At 34.9% G+C, this 17,697-nt stretch carries 18 protein-coding genes; 6 read left to right on the top strand and 12 right to left on the bottom strand.

Features of this window, described 5'->3' with window-relative positions:
* Window positions 1–106 precede the first annotated feature (106 nt).
* On the bottom strand, window positions 107–823 hold the full coding sequence (locus tag DR871_RS00595) for a 3-ketoacyl-ACP reductase (protein ID WP_113665311.1): 717 nt from the start codon (window positions 821–823) through the stop codon (window positions 107–109).
* A 129-nt stretch (window positions 824–952) separates the two neighbouring features.
* On the bottom strand, window positions 953–1,789 hold the full coding sequence (locus tag DR871_RS00590; RefSeq protein WP_113665312.1) for a DUF6929 family protein: 837 nt from the start codon (window positions 1,787–1,789) through the stop codon (window positions 953–955).
* A gap of 173 nt (window positions 1,790–1,962) precedes the next feature.
* Here DR871_RS00590 and DR871_RS00585 point away from each other — a divergent pair, with 173 nt between their 5' ends.
* Window positions 1,963–2,841 (top strand): PPK2 family polyphosphate kinase, encoded by an 879-nt coding sequence (locus tag DR871_RS00585; protein ID WP_113665313.1) that lies wholly within the window; start codon window positions 1,963–1,965, stop codon window positions 2,839–2,841.
* A gap of 53 nt (window positions 2,842–2,894) precedes the next feature.
* Here the strand turns inward: DR871_RS00585 and DR871_RS00580 are convergent, their stop codons facing one another.
* Entirely contained in the window at window positions 2,895–3,476 is a 582-nt protein-coding gene (locus tag DR871_RS00580; RefSeq protein ID WP_113665501.1) for a hypothetical protein, read from the bottom strand.
* A gap of 224 nt (window positions 3,477–3,700) precedes the next feature.
* Here DR871_RS00580 and DR871_RS00575 point away from each other — a divergent pair, with 224 nt between their 5' ends.
* A complete protein-coding gene (locus tag DR871_RS00575; protein ID WP_113665314.1) occupies window positions 3,701–5,083 on the top strand; it encodes an MATE family efflux transporter in 1,383 nt (460 codons plus the stop codon).
* A gap of 28 nt (window positions 5,084–5,111) precedes the next feature.
* Window positions 5,112–5,342, top strand: a complete 231-nt coding sequence (locus tag DR871_RS00570; RefSeq protein ID WP_091164535.1) for a hypothetical protein — start codon at window positions 5,112–5,114, stop codon at window positions 5,340–5,342.
* A 2-nt stretch (window positions 5,343–5,344) separates the two neighbouring features.
* On the opposite strand, the gene meaB is transcribed toward DR871_RS00570, so the two are convergent.
* From meaB to DR871_RS00555, 3 genes are all read right to left on the bottom strand, one after another.
* On the bottom strand, window positions 5,345–6,433 hold the full coding sequence (gene meaB, locus DR871_RS00565; RefSeq protein ID WP_394345618.1) for a methylmalonyl Co-A mutase-associated GTPase MeaB: 1,089 nt from the start codon (window positions 6,431–6,433) through the stop codon (window positions 5,345–5,347).
* A 95-nt stretch (window positions 6,434–6,528) separates the two neighbouring features.
* Window positions 6,529–7,176 (bottom strand): NAD(P)-dependent oxidoreductase, encoded by a 648-nt coding sequence (locus DR871_RS00560; protein ID WP_113665316.1) that lies wholly within the window; start codon window positions 7,174–7,176, stop codon window positions 6,529–6,531.
* Window positions 7,177–7,233: 57 nt separating this feature from the next.
* The gene (locus tag DR871_RS00555; protein WP_113665317.1) at window positions 7,234–7,641 is read right to left on the bottom strand and encodes an Rrf2 family transcriptional regulator; all 408 of its coding nucleotides are present in this window, start codon (window positions 7,639–7,641) and stop codon (window positions 7,234–7,236) included.
* Window positions 7,642–7,785: 144 nt separating this feature from the next.
* Between DR871_RS00555 and DR871_RS00550 the strand changes: the two genes are divergently transcribed.
* The 3 genes from DR871_RS00550 (at window position 7,786) to DR871_RS00540 (ending at window position 10,838) form a co-directional block, all read left to right on the top strand.
* Entirely contained in the window at window positions 7,786–8,697 is a 912-nt protein-coding gene (locus DR871_RS00550) for an AEC family transporter (protein WP_113665318.1), read from the top strand.
* Between the two features lie 51 nt (window positions 8,698–8,748).
* Entirely contained in the window at window positions 8,749–9,960 is a 1,212-nt protein-coding gene (locus tag DR871_RS00545) for an MFS transporter (protein WP_113665319.1), read from the top strand.
* Window positions 9,961–10,199: 239 nt separating this feature from the next.
* A complete protein-coding gene (locus DR871_RS00540) occupies window positions 10,200–10,838 on the top strand; it encodes a peroxiredoxin (protein ID WP_113665320.1) in 639 nt (212 codons plus the stop codon).
* An 85-nt stretch (window positions 10,839–10,923) separates the two neighbouring features.
* On the opposite strand, the gene DR871_RS00535 is transcribed toward DR871_RS00540, so the two are convergent.
* From DR871_RS00535 to DR871_RS00510, 6 genes are all read right to left on the bottom strand, one after another.
* Window positions 10,924–11,805, bottom strand: a complete 882-nt coding sequence (locus DR871_RS00535) for a DMT family transporter (protein ID WP_113665321.1) — start codon at window positions 11,803–11,805, stop codon at window positions 10,924–10,926.
* Complete coding sequence (gene nudK, locus DR871_RS00530; protein ID WP_113665322.1) at window positions 11,805–12,386, bottom strand: GDP-mannose pyrophosphatase NudK; 582 nt, start codon at window positions 12,384–12,386, stop codon at window positions 11,805–11,807. Before nudK ends, DR871_RS00535 begins: the two co-directional genes overlap by 1 nt.
* Before the next feature lie 20 nt (window positions 12,387–12,406).
* On the bottom strand, window positions 12,407–13,438 hold the full coding sequence (locus DR871_RS00525) for a cellulase family glycosylhydrolase (RefSeq protein ID WP_113665323.1): 1,032 nt from the start codon (window positions 13,436–13,438) through the stop codon (window positions 12,407–12,409).
* A 79-nt stretch (window positions 13,439–13,517) separates the two neighbouring features.
* A complete protein-coding gene (locus DR871_RS00520) occupies window positions 13,518–14,789 on the bottom strand; it encodes an adenylosuccinate synthase (RefSeq protein WP_113665324.1) in 1,272 nt (423 codons plus the stop codon).
* A gap of 31 nt (window positions 14,790–14,820) precedes the next feature.
* Window positions 14,821–15,303, bottom strand: a complete 483-nt coding sequence (locus DR871_RS00515; protein WP_113665502.1) for a Fur family transcriptional regulator — start codon at window positions 15,301–15,303, stop codon at window positions 14,821–14,823.
* Window positions 15,304–15,423: 120 nt separating this feature from the next.
* Window positions 15,424–17,646, bottom strand: a complete 2,223-nt coding sequence (locus DR871_RS00510; protein WP_113665503.1) for a RelA/SpoT family protein — start codon at window positions 17,644–17,646, stop codon at window positions 15,424–15,426.
* Between the last annotated feature and the right edge of the window lie 51 nt (window positions 17,647–17,697).

Here is a 17,697-nt window from a genome sequence, read left to right as displayed (position 1 = left end):
AAAGATCAAAAACCATTAAGGGATTAAGTTCATTAAGTTTTACGCTTAATTTTCTTAATCCCTTAATGGTTTAAAAAACTTATATGTCTTATATGTTTGAAAGAATTTACGGATTCGTAGACCAAATACTACTGTTTTTGATGAAAACGCGTCGGTTTAGTTTAAGTTGGGCGATTATTAATTCGGCCATGTCTTCTGCCTGCATTACGGTTTCCGGATTGCCATCGGTCAATTTTAATTCTTTGGCCATATCAGTAGCAACAGTACTCGGCGTTAATGCCGTTACACGAATATTATGTTTACGAACTTCTTGCATCAGTGATTCCGTTAATCCTAAAACGGCAAATTTTGAAGCACTATAAGCACTCGTTAACGCATTTCCGCTTAATCCTGCTGTTGAAGAAATGTTGATGATATCACCAGTTTGTCTTTCTATCATATTTGGCAAAACGGCGCGTGTCACATAATAGGTTCCCATTAAGTTTACCTGAATGATGCGTTCCCAATCGGTCGGTTCTAATTCTAAGAATTTTCCAAAAGCAGCTATTCCAGCATTGTTGATTAAAATATCAATGGTTCCAAATTCAGCCAAAGCTTTTTCAACGGCAGCGTTTACAGAATTGATATCAGCAACATCAGCGGTTATCGCCAGTGCTTTTACTCTTAACGAACGCACTTTTGCCGCTACACTGTCTATTTCTTCTTGTGTGCGTGCTACTAAAATTATATTTACACCTTCTTTGGCTAATGCCAAAGCGATTGCTTTACCAATTCCTTTTCCTGCGCCAGTGATTAGGGCATTTTTATTTTTTAAATCTGTCATTTTGTATATTGTTTTAGGCCAATAAAAGGCTTAGTTTACTGTAAAAGTAGTACGTTTTACAGTTGAAATCTATTTTGATTTTCTATTTAATCTAAATTTAACGTTCTGTGATTTTGACTGAAATGAACATTATTTTTTGTCTAAAGTCAATTTGTAAATATCTGTTTCCAAGACTTCGGTGTCGTTGTCTTCACAAAGTAGGAACTCCATTTTTTCTTTTGAATTGGAGTACAAAGTTAATCCTTCGAATTTATGGGTGCTGCTAATTTTTTGGGTGAAATCGATTTTCATAGTTTTCAGGTTAATGCTCCCAATAAGACTTCCTAAAACTTCCCCATCATCATACGTAGATTCTGTATCTTCGGCTGTGGCCAAAAAATAAATGCTGTCACCGACTAAAATCGCATCGGTAAAACTACTGCGCACTCCTTTAATTTTAGGGAGTTTGTAGTCGTTTGATAGAATAGCAAAATCGTTAGTCAGATTTTTTCCTTCGATGGTGAAAAGGACATTTTTATTGGAGCTTCCGTTGCCTCGATTTAATAAAAACCAACTTTCGCCATTATAGATGGCGCCTTCGAGGTTGAAATCTTCGGGTTTTATTGCTCCAAAATTTTGCATGACGGCATACAAATCGCTGAGGTCATTTGTGGCGATTATCTTTTTATCAGTAGCATTGACTTGTATCATTTTGTTTCTTTTCTCGGTGGAACCGGAACCAAAAACATACAAGCTGTCTCCAAAATGGGTTATGGCTTCAAAATCTGCTTTGTCTTTTTTGAGTGTGTTCTCTCTTGGGTTTTCTAGTAATGGATGGCGTTTTAAATTTTTAGAATCCATTTGATATTCATAAAGAAAACCGCTGTTGTCACCAATAATCAGTAGGGAATTGTCTTTGTAAATAAGTCCTGATGCAGAACCAATGCCGATAATTTGAAATAATAATTCGAGTGTGAATTTTTCCATTGTATTTGTTTTTAAAACGAGTGCCTAGCCCAGATAAAAGTGAAAATCCTTTTATTATTTTTCTTTAAAATAATAAAAGATTGCAACGGATAGCTGGAAAATGCTCCTGAAATTCATCAGGATTAATCCTTATAATTTGTTATATTTGAGTTTACAAAGATAAAATATTTCTTATGAAGTCTATAAATCCCGATGATTTTAAAGTGATTGGCAAAATTGAATTGGCCAAAATTCCAACGAATTTGTTTAATGGCGCCAGTGATGACGCCAAAGAAGAGAAACTAGATAAGGTTCAGGCGAAATTGAGCGAGTTGCAGGATGTGATGTACGCGCACAATCGATACGGCGTTTTGATTTGTTTGCAAGGCATGGATACTTCTGGGAAGGATAGTCTGATTCGGGAAGTTTTCAAGGAATTTAATCCGCGTGGTGTTGAGGTGCATAGTTTTAAAACACCCAATTCAACGGAACTGGAACACGATTACTTGTGGCGACATTATTTGGCTTTACCAGAAAAAGGGAAATTCGCAGTTTTTAACAGAACACATTATGAGAATGTTTTGGTGACACGGGTGCATCCGGAATATATTTTGAATGAAAATTTGCCGGGAATTGAAAAAGTAGAAGATGTGACGCCACAGTTTTGGGAAGATCGATTGGATCAAATTAATAATTTTGAAAAGCATATTACACAAAACGGGACTATTGTTTTGAAGTTTTACTTTCACATGAGTAAGGAAGAGCAACGCAAGCGCTTGCTGCGAAGATTAGAAGAAGTAGAGCACCACTGGAAGTTTTCGCCTGGAGATTTGAAAGAGCGCGAGCATTGGGATGAATACATGCAGTATTATGAGGAGGCAATTAATAAAACGGCTACTAAAAATGCGCCGTGGTATATTATTCCGGCTGATGATAAGGAAATGGCACGTTATGTTGTTGCTAAAATTATCTGGGAAGAAATGCAAAAATATACTGATATTAAGGAACCTAAATTAGATGAAAAAGTGAAAGCTAATTTTGAGATGTATAAAGAAATGTTGAAAAAAGAATAGGCAAAAAAAATGCGCTGAATTTCAGCGCATTTTTTTATGGAATTATTTGTGGTTTATAGTTCAAAACCATAAGCTAAACGAACACCTACTTGTCCAACTCCTCTATTAAGAGAACCGTTATTGTTTAAACGATCAAAATGATTGTAGTGTGTATAGTTCAAAGAAATATCTATGTATTTAGTTGCATAACCTATACTTGGAGATAACAATAAAGAAGTTTTATCTCTGGTATTTTCTACATTACTTGTTGCAAATGCTGCACCAGCTTCTCCCATTACATAAAATTGGTCATTCCATACGAAAGCTTTAAAACCTGCTTTAGCTGGGATGATACCTAAATCTTTCCCTTCTGTTTGACCAGGAAACCCATCAGCTTTGCTTACAAATAAATTAGTGTAACCTGTAGTCAACGTCAAAGAGTATCTTTTTGATAAATCATATTGTCCTCTTACATCTGCACCAAGTGATAATTTGTAAGGATCATTAACTGAATATCCTGCATTTGCACCAACACCTAAACGAAATCCTTGTTCGTAATTTGTTGCTTTGTTTGTTTCTTGAGCTTCTACATTGCTAGCAAACATCATTGAGATTGTAAGTGCTAGTGCGAATTTAATTTTTCCTGCGATTTTCATAATTGTATTTTTTAATATTTTCGTTGTTTTTACGGGTTTTGTTTGGTTAAAAACAACAGTGCAAAAGTAAGTCCTCAAGTATTTAAAAAGTTATAGAATTAAGTCCATTTGTTATAGAATTCCTTGTTTTGTATACCACAGCTAAAAAAAAACAATTGTTTAAAGTGCAATAGTATCAACACAATTCAAAGCTTCTAATTATATTTGCCAAAAAAAGATAGAAAGTGAATTTATCAAAATACTTCAAAGAGTTTTCTTATAACATTAAATTAGCGTATCCCGTGGTTTTAGGAATGTTGGGACATACACTAATAGGAATAGTTGATAATTTCATGGTAGGCAAGTTAGGTTCTACTGAGTTAGCAGCGGTTTCGCTGGGAAATAGCTTTATATTTATTGCATTGTCTTTAGGAATAGGTTTTTCTACGGCAATTACGCCCTTAGTTGCTGAAGCGGATGCCGAAAAAGATGATCAAAAAATCCGCACCACTTTTCACCACGGATTGCTTTTATGCACCGTTTTAGGAGTTGCATTGTTTATTCTGACTGTGCTGTCCAAACAAATTATGTACATGATGCACCAACCCAAAGAAGTGGCTGATATGGCCGCTCCATATATAGATTGGGTGGCGTTTTCATTGATTCCAGTGATTATATACCAGGGTTACAAACAATTTGCGGATGGTTTAGCCAAAACTAAATATTCGATGTATGCTATTTTTATGGCAAATGTGGTACACATCTTCTTTAATTATGTTTTGATTTACGGAATTTGGATTTTTCCAAAATTAGGAATTCTGGGTGCTGCACTTGGAACGGTTTTGTCCAGAATAATGATGGTGGTTTTCATGCATTACTTGATGAAACAAAATTCGGCATTGAAAAAATATTTTAAGAATTTCAGTTTTAAAGAAATCCGCAAATCAATTTTGAAAAAAATTATTAATCTGGGTATGCCTTCAGCAATGCAAATGTTGTTTGAAGTAACGTTGTTTACTGCTGCGATATGGCTTTCTGGTTCTTTGGGAAAAAATAGTCAAGCCGCCAATCAGATTGCACTTATTCTGGCATCCTCCACTTTTATGGTTGCTATGGGTTTAAGTGTTACCGCAATGATCCGAGTGAGTCACACGAAAGGAATGAACGATTATAAAAATTTGATTGTCGTTGCAAGATCTATTTTTCTTTTGGCGATTATACTTGAAACTTTTTTTGCAATAATCTTTGTGGTATTCCATAATTTTTTACCGCATTTATTCTTGAATATGAGCGATTCGACTCAAATGTTGGATAATGAAGAAATCATCATTATAACTTCAAAATTACTATTGATTGCAGCCATTTTTCAAATCTCAGATGGAATTCAAGTTGTGGTTTTAGGAGCATTACGTGGTTTGCAAGATGTGAAAATCCCAATGTACATTACCTTTGTGGCGTATTGGGTTATTGGTTTTCCTATTTCCTATTATTTAGGAAAATACACAGAACTGAAAGCCGTTGGAATCTGGATAGGACTTCTGGCAGGATTAACCGCTGCCGCTTTATTTTTGTATATTCGCTTTGCGAGATTGACAAGAAAGTTGGTGATGCAAAACGAGAATAAATAAAATAATAAATTACTTAAATATTAAATTCATGGAATTACCAAAATTTTTACTAGGCGACAATACTGATTTTCCCGAAGATATTTTTATCATACATCTTGATTACCCAAGATTTATCATCAATCTCAAAGATGATGAAGTAGAGTTTATCGAAGAAGCAGAGGATCTTGACGAGGCAGAATTAAATGCTGAAATGGAAGGATTAATCGTTCTTGCCAATGAATTTTACGATCGTGAAATGGAACGCTACGAAAAAGAGTAGGTTTATTTTTTAAAATACTTTTCTAATAATTTTTGAGCGGCGGCAAAAGGTGAAATTTCATCATTTTGCACCGCTTTTTTAGTTGATTCCAGTGATTTTTGAATTTCTGGATTGTTGTAAAAATTCGTTTTCAATTGCTCGTTGATGGTTTCCAGCATCCAATATTGGTTTTGTTCTTTCCGTTTTTCAAAGAAATAGTTGTTGCTTTTTGTTAGTTCCAAAAATTTCTGAATGGTTTCCCAAACATTGGATATTCCTTCATGGGTTATGGCACTGCATGCTGCGGTTGTGGGTGTCCAACCTGATTTTTTGGCAGGAAAAAGATGCAACGCTCTATTAAATTCAAGTTTGGCAAGATTGGCTCTTTTGATATTATCACCATCGGCTTTGTTGATGACAATAGCATCCGCCATTTCCATGATTCCGCGTTTGATACCTTGCAATTCATCGCCCGCACCAGAAATTTTTAATAAAAGAAAAAAATCAACCATGCTGTGAACGGCGGTTTCACTTTGGCCTACGCCAACGGTTTCTATGATGATGGTATCAAAACCGGCAGCCTCACAAAGCGTTATGGTTTCACGGGTTTTTCGAGCCACACCACCTAATGTTTCTCCTGAAGCGGATGGTCGTATAAAAGCATTTTTATCTTTGACCAATTCTTCCATTCGAGTTTTATCACCTAAAATACTTCCATGCGAAATCGTGCTGCTGGGATCAACGGCAAGTACAGCTACTTTTTTCCCTAAACCAGTCAAGTATTTTCCAAAAGCTTCAATGAAGGTGCTTTTTCCAACGCCTGGAACACCTGTAATTCCTATTCTGACAGATTTGTTTGCGTAGGGTAAGCAGGCATTTATTACTTCATTGGCTTTCGCCAAATGATTGACATTCGTACTTTCGACTAAAGTAATCGCACGACTCAGTGCAGTAATATTTTCGTTTAAAATTCCTTCAACGAGTTCTTTTGCAGAAGGTTGTATTTTTCTAATTTGTTGAATATGCCCAACAGCAACGGCACTAACAATTTCAGGAGCAGAAATTCCGGGTTTTTCGTTTAAGGCGCTTGGATGGTGTTTTTTATTTGGCAAAACTATTTTTTAGAATAGTAAAAGTAGTGAAAACAAAAACAGTTTCAAAAAGCAATGGCCTTATGAAACTGATTTATTTTATAAAATATATAGAATTAATACGCTGCTGTAAAACGAACCTGATGGTGTTTTGGGGTTTCAACTTCATCTGCGATAACTACTGCTACATCTTCAACGGATAAAATACTTCTCTGATTTTCATCAAAAACAGGATTTTCTAATCCAAGGCGGTATTTACCGGTTCTTCCTGTAGTGATGCCTTGATGCATTTCAAAAGCCGGACTGAAAAATGTCCAATCCAACTCTTTTTCGTCTTTAATAATATTTAAATAATCTCTTGCTGCAGTAGCTCCTATATAATATTCTTTTGGGAAATCGGGTGTGTCTACTGCTTGCAAATTAGGAGCTATAAACAAACTTCCGCCACCGCCAATGGTAATAAAACGTTTTACACCGGATTTTTTAACAGCTTCTTGAATCGCTTTTGAACCTTCTAGGAAATCGGTATATAAATTTGGATTGGTCCAACCTGCGCTGAAAGCGTTTACAATCACATCATTTCCAGCAATAATTTTAGACAGTTCTTCAACGTTGTTGATGTCTGCTTTTCCCCATTTTATAGCTGCGTTTCCATTATTTTTAGGATTTCGGGCTAGAGCCGTTATTTCATGATTGCGACTTGCCAATTCATTTAAAATTGCTGAACCTACAAATCCTGTGGCTCCGATAATTGCGATTTTCATAATTATGTGTATTTAAAAGTAATAAAAAATGTTACAGTTTTATATAAAAAAATAGTTTTAAAATTGATTAGAAAAATTTTCCAATGTAATGCCGCTTAATTGTAAGCTGATTTTCTCATTGATATTTTCATATAAATCTTCTAAGTTCTTATTTATTTTTTTTCCGACAGGGCATTTTGGATTAGGTTCGTTTTTTGAAAAACCTAAGGTCACAGTATCAAAAGTCATTTTGAATATGGTGTCTAATGAAATATCTGATGCCGATTTTAATAATTTTGTTCCTCCGTTTTTGCCTTCTTTGCTTTCCACAATATTATTTTTTTTCAGGTTCGCAATTTCTTTTCTTACCAAAACAGGATGTAAGTTCACGCTACCCGCAATAAATTCAGAGGATAAAAATTCGTCTGGGAATTTAGTGAGTAAGGTTAGGATATGTATTGTTATTGCAAATTTACCTGAAATCATACTGTAATAAAATATATTACAAATATACGTCTAAAATTGTAATTTCCAATTATTGTTCCTTTTTTAACTTATTGTAGCATCTAAAGCAGGATTTTCTACTTCTCAAAATAAATTTAAGTGGTATTTTTGTAATCAAATTAAACTATGACTAATTTCATCCTAATCTTTGTTTTCCTATTCCTTGGAATTGTATTCCAAAATATAAAAGGTTTTCCTGTAACTATTTACAAGCTGTTAAACAAGATTGTTATCTATATCTGTCTTCCAGCTTTGGCTTTATATTATATCCCAAAAATAAAATGGAGTAATGAATTGTTATTTCCAATTGGAGTTGCTTGGATTGGTTTTATTGTATCCTATTTATTTTTTAGTTTCTTAGGAAATAGGTTGGGATGGTCTAAAAAACTTATTGGTTGTTTAATTTTAACGGCGGGTTTAGGAAATACTTCCTTTTTAGGTTTTCCAATAATTGAAGCGTTGTATGGGGAAGAAGGTTTGAAAACAGCTATTCTAGTCGATCAACCTGGTTCTTTTGTGGTGCTTTCTACCTTAGGAATTTTAGTGGCAACTTTATATTCCAGCGGCAACCCAAATGGTTTTCAAATCGCAAAGAAGATTCTTCTTTTTCCGCCATTTATAACTTTTTTGATTGCCTGTTTGATGAATATTCTTAATGTCGATTTCCATGAATACGTGCAGCTTTTATTCCAAAAATTGGGAAGTGGAGTGACACCTTTGGCTTTACTTTCTGTTGGTTTGCAACTACGTTTTGAACGAAAAAGCCAGCATTGGAAATTTTTAGGACTCGGGCTTTTGTATAAATTAATATTAACTCCGGCTCTCATTTACGTGTTGTATGTCGTAATTTTGCAACAGCATTCTAAAGTTATTCAAGTTGCTATAATGGAGTCAGCGATGGCACCAATGATTACGGCTTGTATTTTAGCATCTACCCACGGTTTAAAACCCCGTTTAAGTAGCATGATGATTGGTTTTGGAATTCCAATATCGTTTATCACCTTGTTATTTTGGTATTTTGTGGTTCAGTATGTTTAATTTTTAAAGCCTGAATCTGAATCAATAATTAGTAATAAAGTTTTATAAAATATGAATGCATCTCTTGATACTACATCAAAAACAGAAACAACTCCTATTGCACAGCAAACCGTTTATTCTATATTATTTTCGATAGCATTTGCCCATTTATTGAATGATTTATTACAAGCCGTAATTCCGGCAGCGTATCCTATTTTAAAAGAAAATTTCAATTTAACGTTTACACAAATCGGATTAATCACCTTAGCGTATCAATTGGCGGCCTCTATATTGCAGCCTTTGGTTGGTTTGTATACCGATAAAAGACCAAAGCCCTTTTCTCAAATTTTCGGAATGCTGTTTACTTTATCCGGAATTGTATCTTTGTCCTATGCTTCCAGTTTTGAAATGATTATAATTTCGGTAGTTTTGGTCGGAATTGGTTCTTCTATTTTTCATCCGGAAGCTTCCCGAATCTCCTTTTTGGCATCAGGTGGAAAGCGAGGTTTGGCACAATCCATTTTTCAGTTGGGAGGGAACGCCGGAACTGCAATCGGGCCTTTATTAGTTGCCTTAATTGTAGTTCCAAATTCACAATATTATATCATTTGGTTTGTGGTTGTTGCCATCATCGGATTGATTGTCTTGAGTAGAATTGCACTTTGGTACCAAAACCATTTGAGTTTAAGAAGTGCAAAGAAAGCGGTAATCGATTTGCCTAATTTATCCCAAAAAAAGATTGTCATCTCAGTAGGGATTTTACTGGTTTTGATCTTTTCAAAATTCTTTTACATGGCAAGCATGTCGAGTTATTTTACGTTTTATTTAATCGAAAAATTTGGATTATCGGTTCAGGAAGCGCAATTTCATTTGGTTTTATTTTTGGCTTCTTGTGCCATAGGAACCTTAATTGGCGGACCGTTAGGCGATAAATTCGGAAGAAAATATGTGATTTGGTTTTCAGTGTTGGGAGCAGCACCTTTTACTTTATTGTTGCCGTATGTTGATTTGTTTTGGACAGGCGTTTTGTCAGTTGTAATTGGAATCATAATTTCCTCTGCATTTCCGGCTATCTTGGTTTATGCGCAAGAATTATTGCCTAAAAAACTCGGAATGGTTTCTGGTCTTTTCTATGGTTTTGCCTTTGGAATGGGTGGTTTGGGTTCCGCTTTATTGGGGAATCTTGCAGATCACACCAGCATAACGTATGTGTATTATCTTTGTGCCTACTTGCCTTTAATAGGGATTATAGCGCTCTTTTTACCTAATTTAAAGAAAAAATAACACTTCTTTTCAGGAGCTTTTTCCTGCTCTGCACTGTATTCCCGATTAATAGAAACTACGGCTGAAAAAGCCTTGTTTTTCTAAATCGGGAGATGCCGAAGCTATAAGGGCTAGGGCATTTCGTTTCCTGATTACTTTCTAGTTTTCATAAAAATTAGTACAACTTTAAGATTAGTTTTCTCCTTTATTGCTTTTATTTCAATACCTTACAGTGTTACTAATCAATAAATTAAATTACTATGGCAACAGTACGATTAGGCGATATTGCTCCTGATTTCGAAGCAGAAACGTCACAAGGAAAAATAAAATTTCATGAATGGTTAGGAGATTCTTGGGGAGTTCTTTTCTCCCATCCAGCTGATTTTACACCTGTTTGCACCACTGAGTTAGGAACAGTTGCGAATTATTATCCTGAATTTAAAAAACGAAATGTAAAAGTAATCGCATTGAGTGTTGATGGAGTAGCTTCACACATGGAATGGATCAAAGACATCAACGAAACTCAAAATACAACAGTAAACTTCCCCATAATTGCCGATGAAGACAAGCGTATAGCTGAATTATACGATATGATTCATCCCAATGCAAGTGAGAGTTTCACGGTACGTTCGGTTTTTATAATTGGACCAGACAAAAAAATAAAATTAACGTTAACCTATCCTGCTTCAACCGGTAGAAATTTCGATGAATTATTGCGTGTAATTGATAGTTTGCAATTGACAGCAAAATATAGCGTAGCAACACCGGCAAACTGGAAAGATGGTGATAAGGTGGTAATCTCGACCTCGGTTAAGGACGAAGATATCGCTGCTAAATTTCCAAAAGGCTACGAAAGAATAAAACCCTATTTAAGAATGACACCACAACCTAATAAATAGTAAATTTTTAGAGTACTTCATAAATAAAAAAGCAGAATGAATTTATTTTCATTCTGCTTTTCTATTTCGTCAAAAGTTTAATGTTTTACTTCTTATTGGTAATTAATAACCCCGTAATAATGATTCCCATACTTATGATTTGGGTTAGTAAAATGGCTTGGTTAAGAAAAAAATACGCCAAAATCCCACTGAATACCGGAATCAAATAATAAATTAACGCTGTTTTTGATGTTCCAATTAGTCGAATGGCTTCGTTCCATAAATAAAATGAAATTAGGGAAGCGCAAACGCCAACGTATGTGGTTACCAAGACTGTTTTAGTGTCAAAAATTACTTTTTTATAATAGAGGTGTTCATACATGTAAAACGGAAACAGTAAAATTGTACCAATTACAAAAACACTGAACAAAAATACTTTTGGTGTTAATTCATCTGGTTTTTGTCGTACAAGTATCGTATAACAAGCAAAAAAGAAGCAGGCCACAAGCATTAATAAATCCCCAATAGTAAAGTTGATATGCAGTAATGCTTGTATGGAACCTTTGGAAATAAGCACTAGAACTCCTGTGATTATGGTTGCAATTCCCACTATTTTTATGTTGGAGACTTTCTCTTTAAAAATAATTCTGGAGAGTACAACAATAAATAACGGTATCGAAATGGCGATTAACGATAAGTTGACTGCACTTGTTGTTTTTCCTGCAAAGTAAATTAGCGTATTAAAAATAGTGATGCCTAATACGGCTGTAAGCGTGAGATACCGAATGTGTTTCTTTACCATTTTGAAATTTTCATAAGTGCTTTTTATTGCAAATGGAGCCAAAACAATACAAGCAACAGTCCAGCGCCAAAAAGCCAATCCAACAGGGGGAATGTGACCTTTTATCCCACTGGCAATTACCATATTTACAGACCATAGTAAGGTAGCAAATAAGGCAAAAAAAACTCCTTTAGTCGTATTGCTCATTAAACCAAATTATGAATTTTGCCATACTGTAATAACATAATTGTCTTTGCATCCTGTATTTGACCGGCTTCGATCATAGCATAAGCTTCGTCAAAAGTCATTTCCATCACATCTATATTTTCTTCTTCATGTTCCACTCCACCACCGTCGCTTACTTTCATAGATTCATCGTATTCGCCAACAAATAAATATAAAATTTCAGTTACAGCACCGGGAGACATATACGTTTCCATCACCTTTTTGACTTTAGAAATGCGGTATCCTGTTTCTTCTTCAGTTTCTCGAATGATGCATTGCTCCGGATTATCTTGGTCCAAAAGTCCTGCGCAAACCTCAATCATCATTCCGGTTTCATTTCCGTTAAGGTACGTCGGCAAGCGAAACTGTCTCGTTAGAATAACTGTTTTTTGTTGTGTGTTATAAAGTAAAATAGCGGCGCCGTTTCCTCTATCGTAAACTTCTCTTTTTTGGGTAATCCAAGAGTCGTCTTTTTTTTGATAGTCAAAAGTTACTTTGTTTAATATATACCAGTTGTCAGACAGAATTTCAGTGTTTTGGATTTTAATAGTTGGATTTTTCATTTTATTTTGTAATAATATTTTTAAGGATTTCGAGGTTTAGCAGCTAAGTTTTTATACGTGGAGCCCCAGTTATTATTGTTGGTGTCATTAGGAGTACCATCAGCCGTGAGCAGTGCATCTTGGTCATTTTTATCGTATTTCCATACCCATGCACATACAGAAAATCCTCTATTGTATACAGCATTAAGAAAATAGCGAGGGTCCATTAAAATCCCTGCATTCATAGGTGCTGTTTCTCCAAAAAGGACTGGTAAGTTTTGCTGTTTTAATAAATCCAGCCTATTGTCTATTGCAATTTCATTATCTAATAGCCATTTTTCATAAGCGTGAATATCAAAGACAATATTAGAATTTTTTTGTAGAAAAGAATTCCCTTTTTTTAGCAAAACACTTTCGTCTTGTCCTTGTTCAGCACAAGGTACAAGAATTATAGAGGGATTGCCTGTAATTCTAATAATGGTAACAAGTTCTGTCATGTCTTTTTCCCAGACTTCATCAGTATAACCATCAGCTCTGTCAAATCTGTAGGGCTCATTCCATACTTCGATCCATACATCTGGTTGATTTTTAAAATGCAACGCCCATTCTTGTAGTTTTTCTTTATAGGGTTTCCACCAAATTGTTTTTGAAGGACTTTTGCCTGTAAATTCTGTTTCGTTTTTTCCGTCCCAACCAAAACCGCATAAAATAGTAATTCTGTTATTTTTTCGATTTCCATCCACAATACTTTGTAATGAATGTAAAAAAGAACCATTACTGTCTTTTATAGGCATACCGGTTAAGGGTTGTCCTTGAACATTCCCTATAAATTCCCGCGCTATGTCCATATTCCAACTACTCATTTTTAGGTCATTTGCTCCAAAAACTTGAAATGAATTTGTTCCAATCAACTGAATGGGTTGGTTGTCTTTCAATATTTTATTTCCTTTGATGCTATATTTTTGATTGTCAGTGCTTAAAGTAATATCTTGCTCCTCCCTACACGACAAAAGCATACTAAAACAAGCAAATAGAATTGCGTACTGTAAAAATTTTTCTTGTTTTGGTATCATGGTGAGCTGAAAATGGGTTAGCTATTTGATTACTAAAGTATAAAAAAAACGCTCTGAATTTTCAGAGCGTTTGGTAATCTTATTTCAGAATAGTTTGCTTTCTGTCCGGACCTACAGAAACAATTTTAATAGGAACTTCTACTTCTTTTTCAATGAATGCAATGTATTCTTTCAACTCTGTCGGTAATTCATCGTAGGTTGTCATACCCGTCAAATCTTGTTTCCATCCTTTGAAATCCTGATATACTGGAGTTACATTTTCTGGTTCGATGTTATAAGGGAAATGAGAAATTTTCTCTCCTTTATAATTGTATTCCGTACATACTTTCAAGGTTTCAAATCCTGAAAGTACATCGCCTTTCATCATCATCAACTGCGTTACACCATTCACTTGAACAGCATATTTAAGTGCTACTAAGTCTAACCAGCCACAACGTCTTTGTCTTCCGGTTACAGATCCAAATTCATTTCCTACGCGTGCCATAGTTGCGCCATCTTCATCAAAAAGTTCAGTAGGGAACGGGCCACTTCCTACGCGTGTTACATACGCTTTGAAAATCCCGTATACTTCCTTGATTTTATTTGGAGCAATCCCTAAACCGGTACAAGCACCAGCAGCAGTAGTGTTAGATGAAGTTACGAATGGATACGTTCCAAAATCAACATCCAATAAAGAACCTTGAGCACCTTCACATAATATTGATTTACCAGCTTTTTGCGCTTGGTGTAAATATTCTTCACTATCAATGAAATCTAATTTTTTTAATTCTTCGATAGCTTCAAAAAATTCTTTTTCTAATTCTTCTAAATTATATTGGATTGCAACATCATAGAATTTAATCATTGCTTCATGCTTGTCAGCCAAAGCTCTGTAACGATCTGCAAAATCTTCTAATTCGATATCACCTACACGGATTCCGTTTCTTCCGGTTTTGTCCATATACGTTGGGCCAATTCCTTTTAATGTAGAACCAATTTTTGCTTTACCTTTAGAAGCCTCAGAAGCGGCGTCTAATAAACGGTGAGTAGGCAAAATTAAATGTGCTTTTCTTGAAATGATTAATTTACTTTTAATATCTAAATTAAATTTCTCAAGGCCTTCAATTTCTTTTTGAAAAACTACAGGATCAATTACAACTCCGTTTCCAATGATATTTATTGCAGTTTTATGAAAAATACCAGAAGGAATAGTTCTTAGAACATGTTTTATTCCGTCAAATTCCAAAGTATGCCCTGCGTTTGGACCTCCTTGAAAACGAGCAATAATGTCATAATTTGAAGTTAAAACATCAACAATTTTTCCTTTTCCTTCATCTCCCCATTGTAATCCTAGTAATAAATCTACCGTCATTCTGAATGTTATTTGTAGTTAGTTTTTATGTTTATGAACGATTTTCTTCGTCCAAGTTGTTCTTTTGTTTCTTAGTTCCGTACAGATATAACGAGTGGTTGGTAATATCTATATCAAATATTTCTTCAATTGTTTTCTTGATACTTTGAATTCTTGGATCACAAAACTCAATTACTTCGCCAGTATCCGTCATGATAATATGATCGTGCTGCTTGTCAAAGTACGATTTTTCATAATGTGCCTGATTTTGTCCAAATTGGTGTTTGCGTACTAAAGCACAGTCCAATAATAATTCAATCGTATTGTAAAGAGTTGCTCTACTCACACGATAGTTTTTATTTTTCATTTTGATATAAAGATTCTCTACATCAAAATGTTCTTCGCTATCGTAAATTTCCTGAAGGATAGCATAGCGTTCAGGAGTCTTTCTATGTCCTTTTTTTTCAAGATACATTGTAAAAACATTTTTTACAATTTCTTGATTTTTGGTATTATCTGTGGAAATGAGTGTCATATCTGGCAAAGATAAATTTTTTAGTTTAAAGTTTAAAGTTTCCGGTTTGTTTAGTTTCAAGTTTATTCCGTTTGTATTTGAAAATCCTAAAGACGGACTCCAATAAACAATATCACTTTTCTATGTTTTATACTCCCGTGTTACCTTATCGATTCCATCAATTTTTTTGATGTTACTGATCATTTTTTTCAATATTGTATTGTTTTGAACAATTACGGCAACCTGACCGTGAAAAATTCCCGCATCAGTACTCAAAGAAATGCTCTGTATATTCACATGCATGTTATTCGAAATCACTTTTGTCAATTGGTTGGTAAGTCCAAGAACATCCATACCGGTGATGTTTATAATGGCTTTGAACTCTTCTTGCGATGAATCAATCCATTTTGCTGACATGATTCGGTATGCATAATTTGATTGCATACCAATGGCGTTAGGACAATCTTTTTTATGCACTTTTATTCCTTCATTGATTGTTACAAATCCAAAAACGTCATCTCCGGGGATTGGGTTGCAGCAAGGCGATAATTTATAATCCAGCTTGTCGTGTTCTTTCCCAAAAACGAGCATGTCATAATTACTGCTAATTACTGGTTTATGAATATCCTCATCCGAAGTGTTGCTTGGAGAGCGTTTCATCTTATTTTTGAAAAAATTTATGAAAGTATTGCTCTTTTGCGCAGCGTAATCCTTAAGCTGTTGGTTTTCAATAGCGCCAATTCCAACTCTGTAGAATAAGTCCAGGCTTGTTTTTAGTTTGAAAAAGTTGACCAATTCATTAATCACTTGTTCACTTAAAGTAATCTTTAAATGTTTTAATTTTCTGGTGAGCAGTTCTTTTCCTTCTTCACCGATTTTCTTGGTGTTTTCGTTTAGAACGTTTTTAATTTTTGTTTTAGCTCTCGAGGTCGTCACATAATCCAGCCAGTTAATGGTTGGTTTTTGATGTTGTGAAGTAATAACTTCAATTTGATCGCCACTTTTTAATTCGAAATTCAAAGGGACTAATTTTCCATTGACACGCGTTCCTCTGGTACGAATTCCTATTTCAGAGTGAATACTGAACGCGAAATCTAGTGAAGTGGCTCCTTTAGGCAATGATTTTATTTCTCCTTTTGGAGTAAAAACAAAGATTTCTTTAGAATATAAATTCATTTTGAAATCTTCTACAAAATCTACTGCATTTGTTTCGGAATTTTCTAAAGCTTCTTTTAGTAAATTTAACCATACATCCAAACCACTTTCTTCGGTAGCCCCGTTCTTGTATTTGTAATGTGCGGCATATCCTTTTTCGGCAATTTCATCCATACGTTCGCTTCGAACTTGTACTTCAACCCATCGCCCTTTTGGTCCCATTACTGTAATGTGCAAGGCTTCATAACCGGTAGATTTTGGGGACGAAATCCAATCGCGCAAACGGCTTGGACTCGGTCTATAATGATCCGTTACGATTGAATATATTTTCCAAGCAACGAATTTCTCTTCATGTGGAGTTGCTTTGTATACAATACGCAGCGCAAATTTATCATACACTTCATCAAAACTCACGTTTTGCGCCTGCATTTTTCTGCGAATAGAATAAATAGATTTTGGACGTCCTTTTATAATATATTCAACTCCTTCGGCATCTAAAGAGGCTTTCAGGACATTAGAAATATCTTCAATATAAGCATCTTGCTCTTCTTTGGTTTCTTTTATTTTACTGACAATTTCTTTGTAAATGGCAGGTTCCGTATATTTTAGCCCTAAGTCTTCCAGTTTGGTTTTTATGTTGTACAAGCCCAATCGATGTGCTAAAGGTGCATAAATATACAAGGTTTCGGATGCGATTTTGGTTTGTTTGTCCTCATGCATCGAATCCATGGTTTGCATGTTGTGCAAACGATCGGCTAGTTTAATCAGAATTACGCGTACATCATCATTCAACGTCAATATCATTTTACGGAAATTCTCTGCTTGCATGGAAACATTCAGATCTTTTTGTACCAATGATATTTTTGTTAATCCTTCAACGATTTGAGCCACTTTTGGATTAAACAAACGTTCGATATCCTGAACAGTAGTGGGTGTGTCTTCGACAACATCGTGCAGTAATGCAGCTGCAATAGATGTTGCTCCCAAACCTATTTCTGAAGCAACAATTTTTGCGACAGCAATAGGATGAAAAATATAGGCTTCGCCAGATTTTCGTCGTTGTTCTTTATGTGCTTCTACAGAAACGTCAAATGCTTTTCGGATGAGTTTTTTATCTTCATCACTTAACGTTTGGTAGCTAATACGAAGTAATTCTTTGTATTCTTGAGCAATTGCTTTATTTTCTTTTTCTATATCAATTTCTGTCATAGCGGCATGGTTCATTTTCTAAAAATAGAAATTAGTTGGGAGATGTGCAAG

It is taken from the genome of Flavobacterium petrolei (assembly GCF_003314435.2).
Taxonomy (GTDB): Bacteria; Bacteroidota; Bacteroidia; order Flavobacteriales; family Flavobacteriaceae; genus Flavobacterium; species Flavobacterium petrolei.
The sequence above is the reverse complement of the archived record's forward strand: the minus strand, read 5'-3'. Positions and strand labels throughout refer to the sequence as shown.